Origin of the sequence: Pseudoalteromonas sp. HM-SA03, assembly GCF_002289345.1 — a bacterium.
Lineage (GTDB): Bacteria > Pseudomonadota > Gammaproteobacteria > Enterobacterales > Alteromonadaceae > Pseudoalteromonas.
In genome coordinates this window covers 107,994-121,212 of record NZ_NSDG01000099.1, presented here as the reverse complement: position 1 = coordinate 121,212, position 13,219 = coordinate 107,994, and the positions used below count along the sequence as shown (strand labels likewise).

The 13,219-nt window shown below is 38.6% G+C and carries 8 protein-coding genes; all 8 read right to left on the bottom strand.

The window, feature by feature from the left end:
• Positions 1–288: 288 nt before the first annotated feature.
• Positions 289–627 (bottom strand): hypothetical protein, encoded by a 339-nt coding sequence (locus CKO50_RS24280; RefSeq protein ID WP_095729462.1) that lies wholly within the window; start codon positions 625–627, stop codon positions 289–291.
• 30 nt (positions 628–657) lie between these two features.
• Positions 658–2,520 carry a response regulator transcription factor gene (locus CKO50_RS19215; RefSeq protein WP_095729461.1) on the bottom strand — a complete coding sequence of 621 codons (1,863 nt, stop codon included), beginning with the start codon at positions 2,518–2,520 and terminating at the stop codon, positions 658–660.
• Between the two features lies 1 nt (position 2,521).
• Positions 2,522–4,879 carry a sensor histidine kinase gene (locus CKO50_RS19210; protein WP_095729460.1) on the bottom strand — a complete coding sequence of 786 codons (2,358 nt, stop codon included), beginning with the start codon at positions 4,877–4,879 and terminating at the stop codon, positions 2,522–2,524.
• A gap of 14 nt (positions 4,880–4,893) precedes the next feature.
• Entirely contained in the window at positions 4,894–5,730 is an 837-nt protein-coding gene (locus CKO50_RS19205) for a phosphoadenosine phosphosulfate reductase family protein (protein ID WP_095729459.1), read from the bottom strand.
• Positions 5,723–9,019 (bottom strand): ATP-binding protein, encoded by a 3,297-nt coding sequence (locus CKO50_RS19200; protein WP_095729458.1) that lies wholly within the window; start codon positions 9,017–9,019, stop codon positions 5,723–5,725. Before CKO50_RS19200 ends, CKO50_RS19205 begins: the two co-directional genes overlap by 8 nt.
• Positions 9,012–9,932, bottom strand: coding sequence for a DUF4007 family protein (locus CKO50_RS19195; RefSeq protein ID WP_095729457.1), 921 nt, complete (start codon positions 9,930–9,932; stop codon positions 9,012–9,014). Before CKO50_RS19195 ends, CKO50_RS19200 begins: the two co-directional genes overlap by 8 nt.
• Before the next feature lie 150 nt (positions 9,933–10,082).
• Positions 10,083–11,699, bottom strand: a complete 1,617-nt coding sequence (locus tag CKO50_RS19190) for a Tn7-like element transposition protein TnsE (RefSeq protein ID WP_095729456.1) — start codon at positions 11,697–11,699, stop codon at positions 10,083–10,085.
• Entirely contained in the window at positions 11,683–13,218 is a 1,536-nt protein-coding gene (locus CKO50_RS19185; RefSeq protein WP_176474712.1) for a TniQ family protein, read from the bottom strand. Before CKO50_RS19185 ends, CKO50_RS19190 begins: the two co-directional genes overlap by 17 nt.
• Between the last annotated feature and the right edge of the window lies 1 nt (position 13,219).

The following is a 13,219-nucleotide window of genomic DNA, read 5'->3' as shown; positions in this document are numbered from 1 at the left end:
GTAAATTTTCCTATTTTAGTTAATGGAAAATTCTACTTATAAACTGTTTCATTTTTTGGGGGAGTTACAAAAGGGCTAGATCTGTGTCCAGCCCTTTTTCAACAGTCTGATGTGGGGTGAAAATAAAGTATCATCGCGAAGTAGGCTAATTTTCGGAGTAATTAGCGCTTCTCAAAAGGTAAGTATCATCATATTTAGTAGAAACTCCAATAAAAGCATTATGAAAATAGTTTCATCATATACCACAACACATAAGAAACTTTGGCAGCGTTACTACTATTAAAATTCCTACCTATCGATTATGCTTAACCAGCATTCAAGAACAGATTCAGACTCCGCATCACTGAGCTCTTGTTCTAGCAATGCTTCTGTTTCTTGTAAATGCTCATTACACAGGGCAAAGTCAACGTAACTGTCCAATCTCCCATATCCAGCTACCATTGACAGAGAAGTATACCCTGAACCTACTGGCAGTTCGCACCCCATTACACACTTGTATGGCTTTTTTGATTTAATGACATTGGAACACCCACGATGCCAGTCAGAGTCTTGCACATGTGAAGCGTACATAACACGCGAGCCATCCTTGTAAAAAAGTAATGATAACTTTTCGTTTTGAACTGTCATATTTAACTCCCTTAAGATCTTACTATTTTTCTATGCTGAAGACTCTACAATAAAGACAAAACCTGTACCCTTTAATGCTTTTAGCTCCTGCTCATTAGGCTCCCCAAACAAAATCTTGGCGAGCACATTGCCACCTGTACTAATGTTCTTATATTTATTACCAACTTCTACACCACTGTCGATGGCCTCTATCAAAGAATATGGGTTTTCTATGATATTTTGTACATTACTCTTTGCCAGAGGATGAACACATTCAAGATTAAGACTTCTGAGGGAAGCAAGAACATTCTCATAATCGCGGTGAGAAAAGTTAACTATCTTCTGTTTTTTGGGTCCAACATAGCATAGGCCTTGACTGGCCTCTTGATTAGAGAATATGTTCAACTTCATTTCACTGTCTAAGTAAGCAAGCTGAATAGAGACTTTGAAAACAGGAGGCAAAATAGCCCTTTGCCCAACACGACTGTAGTCAGCTGTGAAGCTTTGTTGTAATCCAAGGGCATTTACTTCTCTCATTTTTGCTGTGCGATAAAACACATCGTTATTAAGCAGCTTTTTCAAGTGAGTCTTCGGGTATGTCATAAATGACTTTATATCCCACCTTATGGAGTAAAAATCACTGTCCACATAAATAACTGGTGTATTAGATTTAGTATCTGAAGACCAATTGTCATAGCTAACTTTACTCAGTGTGCCTTTCAACAAACCTATGTTTTTAATTCCTGTGCGCATCAAGTCGCAAGAGGGAGTAATTACTAACCAAACATTATCGCTTTCCGTTTCTAACTGTAAAAAGTCATTTTCATCACTTTTGGCACTTGCTAGCTTATAGATATCTCCTAACTCAATAGAGTCTTTATCATTAAGTTTGCACCTTTCCGAACCCATGAATATACTTTTAAAAACTAACTCTTGTAACGGTGCCTTTTGTAAACCTTGTATTGTAGGGGTTAGGCTGAAGTCAATCTGATTCAACTCTTGCGCAGAGTTCACTATATCAGCTTGAGATTCGAAGTTATGTAAAAGCACCGAGTCAAATAAGTCCATAAAATAGGAAGAACTTGACTGCCCCTCCTCATCGAGTAATAAATTATGAACCATATTATGATCAAGTAGATCTAGCTTCTTCAGGCTAGATACGGTCTCACTGACAGCATTAGTAGCATGCCTCTCCCAAGCATTCAAAAACCTTAAAACTTTAATCGAATCCTTGTAATGCTCTAATAGTTTTTTTATACAAAATATAAGTTTATTTTTATCTTCTAAATCTACTTTTTTGTATATACGAAACCCCGATTCAATTAACCCACACTCATCTCGAAATCGCCTTCCATGTTCGAGAAGTCTATTACTTCTTGAAATTAGTACTATAATCGGGGGGTTATCAATCCTTTTTCTCACTATATCCTTCAAAATATTGATCGAGTACTTAAGGTTATCTTCTGTTTGGTCCAAATGAAGAAATAAATCGATAAAGATTATATCGGCCTCTTCGACAGCTAAGTTAAAATCCCTCCCAGCAGTGGTAACCTCAAAGCCACTTTCTTCCAAAATATCTTTTAGCGTTTGAACATATCTTGAGTCTGCTAACTTTGTACTCTCATATGCATTAAACAGTTCTGAGAGCTCTGTTGGGAATTTTGTTCTAAGAGACCATAATATTTTGACAAACTCATCATCAGCATCATCAGCTGAAAAACTATCAATATCAAAGCCTTTTTTTCCCTCTGAAATTGCAAGTACCAATTCATTATTTAGAGGAATGTCATCTAACAAATTGTTCCACTCATGAGATAAGTTTGTCAGGTCATTTAATACCGGAACATTATCGTTAGCGTCATCAACAATACAGGCCTTTGTAATTCCATTTTGTTTTATCAAATCTGCGAGCACTTTACTTATCTCCCTCTAGCTCTAATACAAATGTATTCAAACGCCCATCTTCATTTTTACAATCCGTGTCTAAATACAGAACTGCATTATTATATTCTGCGCACTCAGATGCCACATATAGACCCAAACCTCTTCGCTTTGACTTTTCTTTAAGAGAAAAGAATGGTTGAAATATTCGATTATAATTTTCTGGCGAAATGCCCCTTCCATTATCAGAGAAACGTATAGATAGAGGTGACTCTTTGATCTCTATTGTAATACACGGTATATATGTCGAAGATTTCTCTGTATTTTTTCTTGTCAGCATCCAGTATTTTGCATTAGATATGAGATTTTCTAGGATTTGTACTAACATTCCTTTCACCGCTTGTGTCTTTATCTCTTGCACAGGCTTCACAACATTGACTAGAATCCCTTCACGTTCAAATAGACTTTGGTGGCCTTCAACAACTCCATCCACCAAAGAAATTATGCCCACAGTTTCTTTTCTCTGCCTACCGGGAATACTTATTTCATCAAGCACCTTCAAACGCTTAAGCAGCGTTTTCATTTGTGCCTTAAGAGATGCTAGCTTCCTTTCTATCTCTTCTGGATCTTTGTCTTTGGATAATACATTTAAGTTAATAAGTGCATTTTCAGATGCTCTAGCCAACTCATGTGCAACAACTTCAACCATCAAACCAATCCCTGCCATCTCTGTCATTTGACGAGTTTCTTGTTCTACTTCTGTAATTCGATCTCTGTATTTTTTAACTATGTCTGAATATGAAAATAAAGCTTGTTCAATATCTTCTGATGCAGCAATCACAGCTTCATCTTTATTTCTTTTTAAAACTCTCAGCGAGCCTTTAGTCCTCTTTACTAAAGTGTCTAATTCAGTTTCAGCACTTTTTATTTTTACTTTTTGATTCTTGTACTGCTTGTCAACTTCTCTCATAGAAGAGAAAAGATATTCCTGTATCAACATTTGGAGGATGTTAATCAACGCAAAGCTACTCTGGTTTTCTCTAAGTCCTTCTCTATTGGTCTGATCGAGTAAGTAAGGGTTTTTTGTCCTGCTGACTTTACAGCGCCCTATGAATTGTGATTTGTTAAGAGTATATCCTGACCTCGCCATGGCTTTACGATCTAATTTAAGCCAATCATCACCTTCATCCCCATAGGGAAAAACTCGAAAACCATCTCTAAATAGCATTAGACTGGACCATTTTCGCTGCGCCTTTTTGACTTGCTCACGATCTCCTATAGATTCGAGCCCTCCTATCCTTTGTCTATTAAACCAATAAGCTTCAAATTTAAAGGGACCCACATCAACTAGCGCAGATTCGTGTATGTCCTCCGATGTACCAACTAGTCCGAGCAAATCTTCTTTTGCTACTACACCACTTCGATACTCTACAGGGTGATCATAGCCTAAGTTATTCATCGTTATTTGATATGAACAGATAGGCTTATCATCTAAAATATCATAATCAACTTTTAAACTCGCGTGAGCAGACTGTAGTAACTCTTGTGGCATCCTTGGAATAGATTCCCTTTCTCCATTCCAATAAATTACTATACGCGGCCTTTTAGATTGGTTTTCAAAAGGATCTGTTAACCTAGCAAAGTCGTAGTTCACCAGATCTTTAAGTCGTTTATGAGTCCAATCTTCTGACAATCCACTGATAATTAATTTTGTTCCAGAAGCAACAATCCCTTCATTACAATCACTAAAAACAACATTCACATCAACGTCTGAGATCAACTTTTCCGGATCATCAAACGAATCCCAATCGACTTGTAATATATTGGCGGCTTTATCATGTTTTGATTTTGTAACAACTTTTAGTTTAGAGCCCAACCTCATAGCGGACAGACGTCCAATACCTTTCTCACCAAGGTATGGTGATGAAGTGCCATCTTTAATAGCTTTGTCGACACCCTTCTTTCTCGAACTTGTGCCGATCACAAGGAAGTTGTCCTGAAGTTCTTGGCTTGTCATGCCTGACCCTTCATCACTCACCACAATATTATTAAGCCCATATATCATTTTGATTGCTTCTATCATCTCAACTTTATTTGATGATTGCTCAACAATTGACTTAGCGTGCTTAAGAGTGGAAGGATCAGCATCTTGGTTTAGCTGCTCATATACCAAGCCCTTCACCTTTCCCAAGTTAATAGGCTTCTTACTCGATAACTTGTCTATAATACTGAGGAAGGAGTTCTTCCTTAGTATTATATTAAAGTGAATGGTAGCTCCTGTTTTGGAACCAGCATCTAGAGCATTCTTAATAAGCTCATAGAATGCAATAATGTCTGAACTAATTAATTCCGAGCCAAGCTCCAAAACAGTTCTTGCAGATATTCTAAACACTCATAAATCCTTAATTATTTATGGCAGATGTTACAAGCTCCATTACCCTCATCTGCAAAATACAATTCATCCATATCCAGTTCTAAACCTACATGTAGTGGATTCACCGGTTTGTTCTTTTTCTCGCGCATCTTCCTAGCTTCGTAGTCAGATTTGATTTGTGCTATTCGCTGTGGTTTTTCTAGATCTTCTAAAGACTCTCCCTGGCTCCATAAAAATGGAGACTGGTTCTCTATCGCTTTTTTTTCATATGCTTTTGCTTCTTCAAATGCTTCGGGGTGTCGCTCCTTTAGATTCACCCACTCTATTTTTTGCTGGAAAAAGCAAAAAGTACAACCACTTCTAGAGCGCCACTCATAGTATTTTGGAATTCCCAATCCTGAAGATTCGAGTAAATCAAAAACCGCAGCTTTATTGTAGTTATCCGTTCTAAACGGCATTTCAATCTTTAAATTTGGGTGATGTGATGTATAACCTTCTCGGTGCTCTTCATCTGCTCTTATTGCAACATAACTGTATACAACATCACCTTTACTTAACATTGTATTCACCCAGCGCTTAAATGGAAGTAATTTTAGTTGTTTTGTACACCACCTTGTTTGAGCAGAAGGTAAAAAGTTGCCGTATTCTTCCAACCAAAAGTCAAAACCTCTTTCTGCATTAAGCCGCTTGATCCGTTTACCTAAGAACCCTTCTAGTTTACCTAGATACGCATATACCTCAGGCAGCTCTTTTCCGGTATCAGTAAAAAAGTATTCAATATCTAATTCTGGATAATAAAGATTCATATAAATAGCCAGTGCAGCGCTATCTTTTCCGCCGGATAAACCTAGTACATGTCTGCTAGCCATGATTATCTCCTGCCTTTAACGCTTCAAGCGCTTGAGCTAATACAGCGAGTTGTGCATCTTTGCTTAACTCAGAGCCAGATAATGTTTTAACAAATTCATCAGATAACTCTCTGCATTTGGGCGCTTCTTCAGCAAATACATCGAAACGTGTCACAAAGTCTCGATCTGAAGAAGAACCGTAAACGATTGCTAACGCTTCACGTGACGAATCCCTTTTATTTACAGAGGCGATCACCTCAAGCTCTCTAAACTCTCTCGACATAACTGCAAGTTTGTTTTTAGCTTCTTGCACATCATAGTCATTCCAGTCGTCAGAAGACTTCGCGATTAACTGGCCATAAATTTCCAGAATAGCTTTGTTTGAACCATCGTTTTCTACTAAACGGTTAATAAATGCGTTAACTAACGGTTTTCCAGTATCTTTTACATTAAGTGCTCTAGTCCGTAACTTATCAAACTCATTGTGCTTGATATTTAATTGACCGCACAATAAATCCAATAACTCTGCCATTAGCTTATGATGCATAGTGGTTAGCTCAGAGAGCGAGTCTCGCAGAGCTTCTACTAATTCATCTACAGTGGAAGTTTTGAATATCCCTTGCAATTCATGAAATAAGACTTTATGTGGATCAGAAGCTTGCAAGATACAATCTCTGAACCTCATTGTTTTTAGAGATAGCTTCCTTGTTTTTTTTACCCAACCTGGTAAACCATACACTATGCGCACAAGCCCTTTTGCAACACTCAAAGCATCATTCAAGGGGTGTGCACCTATAAATTCTTGTATCACATCAGTAATTGCATTGAGTAACTCTAAGCGTTCTTCTGTAAGCTCAATACCCTTAAGCTCGAATTTACTGATATTCTGCAAACTTACATCAATATCTAAATCCGTTGGGTCTGGTAAGTAATAACCCTCTTTATACAAAGCCAACTTATCTTTATTCGATAAAATAAGTGCCCAAAGAAGAATTGGCATTAAGCCCGATTTAATACCATATGGAGGAGCAGCCCATAACTTATAAATATCATCACACGAGACGGAGTTGCTTTTGTTCGTTACCATTTCAATTGCAGCATTCCATGCTGGAAGTAGGTTTCTGTCATCTGCATTAGGTTCGCTAAGGCACCAAAACTCAGAGCTCGGCTCTCTTTTATGTATACCAGTAGCAAGTAAACAGGTCAGATATAAACCTTTTTCTGCAGGAAAGCCGTCAATGCTAAGGCTCTCTTGCTGTTCACTTGAAAGCATCCTATACATAAGGTCTTTACGAGCTTTTACGCTACTTGTGGACAAATTATCTCTGTTAACTAGCTCACTATGTATTCTTGGCGTATTGGAATAGAGCGTATCAGCAAAAGTCGATGCTAATTTAGACAGGTTACCTTCACCATTTTTAATAGCTTTCCCTTCGTGCACCCATGTCGTATTTTCTGTCGCATGAGACAATTCCGTTTCGAGCGAGTTTCGGACTGCTGATAACCTGGACTCTACCTCTTTTCTAGCTACTGGGTCTCCAGCTAACTCAGGTCGCTTATTGACTTCACCCAATGCTATAACTTCTCTAGAAAGTTCCAGAATCTCTTTTCTTCTATCAGGTACACCCAATGCAAATATAAACTCTTTTGACTCTTTCAGTTCTGAAACTTTGCAGGATAATTTTGCCAAGCTTTTATTATCCGAGTCTATCAAGAAAATGAACTGTCCAAACTCCCCAGAAGAAGGTTTGTAATTCTTTATATATTGAATAAGGCTGTTCGAGTCACAAATAGCCATACCCATCCAACGTGATGTTCCAGTCTGGTATAGATGCCTTTTCGCGATGATCGGATAAAAACGAGCCATCTCCGAGGCCTTTTTCGCCTCCAGTGATGGTGCATTCTTTATCTCTTGAGTAATAGCAGCCTCAATATCAAAATCGCTGCCCTCAAAAATGGACCAAGCACTGTTAAACTTCCTGTAAACAATCACCTTCCAAGATGAAAGCTCGCTTAAAGCTGAATCAATCTTACTGGGCTTAACATCAGGATAAATGGTGTACAAAAGAGTATTATCAGCAGCCAATCCAGACCCATTCTTAAACAAGTCAATGATTGCAATACTTTTTAGTAAAGAGGCATGAAAATGCTCACCTTTTGCTTCTACACGTTCCAATGCTTCTACGGCAATACTCCATCTATGGCTATCCAAAGATGATATGATCGCTGGCTCGACGTTTGCTTTCAAATAGTCCCAGTAATGCTCAGGTGTATAACTATGTTGAGATGTTGCTTCTGTTACCCTCAAGAATTCTTGGAAGCCATAGGGCTCCAAAGAGCCTAAAAAACCGAAAATACTTCTTTCGTTTTGTCCAAACTGTCTTTTTGATACAGGGCCTAATAACAAGGTTGTTATTGGGTGAAGAGGCCAGCATGATGAAAGAGCTTCAGCTAAGCTATCACTGACAGCGGGTCTTCTTTTGTTCAGTTCTTTACATACTAATTCACTTAATAAGCCTTCAGGCTGTATCTCTACTGGTGCATGTATTGCGTTGCCAATAAGCTTAACGACTTCATCGGCAGACGTCACAAAGGGCAAATCGACGAAACGCCCCTGAACTTTTGCCCAATCATTTTGCGTCTTCTCAGCCAGCTTTTGTGTTCTTGCATATTGCTTGAAAGCTTGGTGCAAGATCCCAATTAAAACACAATTCCCTGTCACACGAGATGACAGCTCGGCAAGCTCTTGAAAAAAGAAAATATCATCGCCTGCAGATTCAGACGACTCTAAAAACTTACCCATTTCATCTATAACGATTAAAACACCATCATATTTTGATGAGTCTGATAAGTCAGATAAATTTTGTAAAAGCTCTCTAGATGAAGAAGATTGAACACCTGTTATTTTATTAAGTGTTTCTGACAGCACTTTTGATGCAGAAGCATTTGTCCCAACAATAGGTAAAACAAGCCAGCCTTTATCCGTTACAGGAAATGCATTATCAAACTCTTTGATATCTTGAGTTTCAAGTCTATTACATGCATCAACCCTTTGCTTTTCACAACTACCAATTGCAGAAGCCAACGCCAATGATAAAATTGATTTACCTGTTCCAAAAGGGCCTGTCCACGTAAAGGCTCTTTGATTACTGTGAGTTATTTGGGTGGCCATGCTCTCTAACAGTTTTTTGGCTGTCTCATGACAAACATAACCCGAAATCGCATCTGAGCTGTCAAGGTCACTATTTATTAAAACCGATCGCTGATAATACGGCGATATCTTAACTACATCACTAAGTTTATCAGTCATACGCTTTCCTCAACATTTCTCCCATCAGTGCCTCAAAGTCAAAATCAGTTTTTGATAACTGCTTGATTCCCGCTGTATCCGTCCATTTTATTCGGCCACTTGTTAATTGTTCTAATTCAAGTAACCTCTCTATAACGGAGTCTTCATCTAGTTTAAACACCTTTCCTGGAGAAGAATCTCCATACACAACCTCATCTAATGAAATTGTATTAGAAATCTCTTTAGAACGCCCCCAATATTCTAGAAGTGCATAAGTAAATGCAGCTTTATTGAGTGAAGGCTTCGCGCCTCGATTAAATGAGTAGTGTCCAGGCTTGTCATTGCTCAACAAGTTCAGTTCCGAAAATATAGGGTCTGCGGCATCTTCATGTTTGTTGCCAGCTCTTGATACATAACCTCGTAAATTAGTGTCTATGTCTTTGCTTAATGACGTGAGTGAGACAACTTTTGATTCTTTTTCACACATAGACACGAGTTGTTCTTGTAACTCTTGTTTTGAAAAGGTGGGCGTATTAATACGGTTAAACACCCAGTAGAGCGTTGTAGCTTTTGATTCGCGTTGAGCCAGCTTCCAGTGAACTAACCAAGTTGTAGTAGGGTGTTCAGAATACGGATCTAACCCTTGCAAGCCAAAAATTTTACTTCCAAAATCAGAAACTGATACATAGCCATTTGATTTTTCTTGAATTACTTCACAGCAATGCGCCCAATGCCTCATTGAGGCAAGCATGTTTTTTCCTACACCTAACTCGGCAATTAATCTTGCATCTGAGAAACTTTTCTTTAAGATATCTCCGTTATTGTCCGCAATATCAACAACTTTCTTTAGCCACATTTGGCGGAGAGGGAAAGTTTCATGTCCACTAAATGCAAGAGTAGGTCTTTTATTATTTGTTGGTAAATTCATCATCATCCTATTGCTGGACAAATTCTCCAGATAAAAATTATTCTACTGGATATGATAGCCAGATAAAAGAAATACGCCTGGAAAAATACTCCAGTAACGGAAATATAGTCTATTTTCTCTAAAAACTGTATATATAAACAGTAAACTACTAATCGGCTATTTCTCTAGTTCTTTTAATAAACGATGCTTCCACTTTTCTAGCTGCTCCTCAGAAAATTGATTATTCCCGCTGCGGGGATGAGCAACTTCAGAATTCATAAGGGTATATTTGTTGAAGAATGATTTGTCAGGCCAATGAATGGATTTCTTGACAACCATCAGGAGTATCTTCTCTATACAATCTTTATGGCTAACTCCTGCTTTGATTTCAAAAACTTTCGTCGATAGAGAGTCTCTGTCAGAGGTATCTATTTCTAATGCATATCTTACGCGCCCATCATCTATGATTAATTTAGCTAACATGTAATGCCGTGGAGTTCCATCATTAAGTGCATGAAGCGTACATCTATTAACCTTAGGTAATGGTGCGATTTTCATTCCCTCAAAGTGAATTGATGGATAATCTGAGACGCGTTTGATTATCTCAATAAATAACAGAAATCGATCTCTTTGCTCCTGTGTTGGATTGTCTCCATCATCTAATTGATCTATGTCCCCTGGTGTTCCTGTACCACCAGTCACATCTTCACCAAGGCTAGTATCGGTAGACTCTGCATCTCCATCACTTACTACCAAACTCTTTTTTCCTGTGCGCCCCTTGCTTTCACCGCTGTACCCTAATCTCGCTTCGATAGGGTGACTATAGCCAAGTCCTTCAAGCGGCAATTGAATCAAATCATGTTGCTTATCTTCATCAGACTCTTCTTCAAGGTCTACTTCAATGCCATCATTTTTTCTAAGACGTTTTCCACCAGGACCTCGCTCATTGGTTACTGGCCTCTTTATGCTAGGATGGAAAAACTGAACTTTATTAGAAACGGAGTTAGGTAACTTTGGAATGGATGCAATTTCCCATACAAGCAGCTCATTGGACTCTCGATCGTATGGTCCAATAACATCAATTGAGACCCCACCTATTTCATAAGGTGGTTCAAAATTAAATTGCCAGCGAGAATACCCTGGAGTAACTTTGCTCTCACGGTTGAGACATTGCCAAATAGATTCATAGGACTTTTTTATACCAGGGTTTAGCAGTAGCCAAGAGAACAGATTTCGATAGCCCCCCTGAGCTATCAACTTTGCAGATATCCCTGTTTTTGGCATCGTACTGATCCTGGTTTCACCCGACTCTTCGTCTTCCTCTACATTGAAAAGCATCTCTAGACCATTAGGAACACACGCGGCACTTGCCAATTTATTCGTATGGAAAAACAACTTTCTCGCCAACTCAAATTTAGGTAGCCATACTATCCAACCATCACTCTCAAAAACAAAACATTTCTGATTGGCAACTTCTGGGACATGACAATACTTTTTGGGCATTCGGCCACATAACCCTAATGGTCTCTCCAACCAAGATTCAACGGGTGGAAGGGTGATAGGACGACTAAATGTCATGGTTTCGTAAGGCTTGTCATCTCGCTGGACAAACTTACGCCCTATACCTAGTAAACATAAAGCCTCAATGCCAAGAGAAATATCTTTATCACTGCCATCTTCTAGTCTAATTGTACTACCTATTTTCCACTGGCTACCATGAATGTTGGGGCGATAAAGGTTACCGATTGCCAACAATTTTGCCTTCTGAGGAATTTGCTTAAAAATTATTTGCATGTCTCTTTACTTCTATCCATGATAAAAACTGCTCGGTGAGTTCTGGTAATTTTTTTCTATCGAGGCCACATGCTCTTTCCAGCTCCCAGCGGGAACCATAAGTACCAGTTTGCCTAGATGAAACCAAGCGCTCCATAACCCGCCTGATCTGGTATTCAGGAATAGTCTCGGTGTATCTTTCAAAAAAGCATCTGCACAAATTGAGCTTATCAATGTGATTTTCGACTGACGCTCTATGTGGCAGCTTCAGCAAAAACCAATTCCGACTCATCCTCGGTATTCCAGAAATGCTCTGCGCTTTATTTTTAATTTTAAGCAGCCTACGTACTAACTTACGGTCACGATCTCGCCAATCGGTACAGCTGTGGTTTTCTTTAGGGAGGTGATACTTCTTATTTATTTCAGTTAGCCACTCTCTATCATATCGAAATAGCCAAGCATAAAGGCCTCCATATCCATTATTACGATGGAACTTGATACCGTTCTTGCTTTTACTAAGTACATTAACCCAAATTGACCGGTTTCTTTTTCGTTCATCTAAAGGGCAAAACTTAACTTGATTTACAGCATGGATTTTTTCAGCAGGTTCTTGATTTACAGCATCGATGATCTCTGTTATCGAGTCTGTAGGACTGAATGCGACCCACGCAAGTATATGTTCAAGGTAGCTAAACGACTTTCTATGCTTTCTGAAAAGCGATTTTAGCCAATGTAAACTCCTATTGGCGTCTATGAGTCCGTAATTTTTTAAATAGTCAGTTGAAAAATGACGAGTAAAACGATTCACCAATAATTCATGGTTGATATATTCACCTTTGCGCGCATTTACTGTTTGAGCCAAATCATGATAAAAGTGACTCCATTGCATATAATTTGGAGATGGAATATCGCCTAGTTGCAGTAGCTGTTTAATAAAATAGATAACTAATCCATGCGCAGGTAATACAGATACTTTCTTAATTTGATTTGCGCATATATCCGGAGTTGCAGGTGTAAACTCATGTCGATGCTGAGATCGAAAAGGTACTTTCGAATCCAATAGCTTACAATTATGATTCAAGCAGATTTCAACACCTCTTACTTGCCAAAGCCTAGGCCAATAGAACTCACCTAACGTCTCTTTCATATCCTTCAAACAAATAGGACAAATGCGAAACCATCTAGGTGGTTTGATTCTACCAGCACTAATCCCTGACCTTACATGAAGACTTTCGCCATGGTTCTCTTTCATAGTTTCAATTAAAAGCGACTTCCTATCACTTGGAATGAACGGTATAAATAATGGTAACAAAGTATGTTTGTATATTAGTTCCTCGATTCCCAACTTCTTTAAACTGGAGCTATTAGAAACCAAATCAATTAAATGTGAGGGTAAATCTGGTACAGCGGTTACCTTATCATCAGAAAAGTACATTCTTAAAAAGACTTTCTGATCCGCGATACCAAGGTGTACTCTGCATCGTGCCAACAAGCTGTATAGCAACTCATCAGGATACGGATTAGGGCAGTAACCAACCATC

Bases quoted from the DNA above. Each gene is read 5' to 3' on its own strand.
- CKO50_RS19190 (WP_095729456.1), bottom strand. From the start codon at position 11,699: ATGCAAATAATTTTTAAGCAAATTCCTCAGAAGGCAAAATTGTTGGCA.
- CKO50_RS19195 (WP_095729457.1), bottom strand. From the start codon at position 9,932: ATGATGATGAATTTACCAACAAATAATAAAAGACCTACTCTTGCATTT.
- CKO50_RS24280 (WP_095729462.1), bottom strand. From the start codon at position 627: ATGACAGTTCAAAACGAAAAGTTATCATTACTTTTTTACAAGGATGGC.
- CKO50_RS19200 (WP_095729458.1), bottom strand. From the start codon at position 9,019: ATGACTGATAAACTTAGTGATGTAGTTAAGATATCGCCGTATTATCAG.
- CKO50_RS19185 (WP_176474712.1), bottom strand. From the start codon at position 13,218: ATGGTTGGTTACTGCCCTAATCCGTATCCTGATGAGTTGCTATACAGC.
- CKO50_RS19205 (WP_095729459.1), bottom strand. From the start codon at position 5,730: ATGGCTAGCAGACATGTACTAGGTTTATCCGGCGGAAAAGATAGCGCT.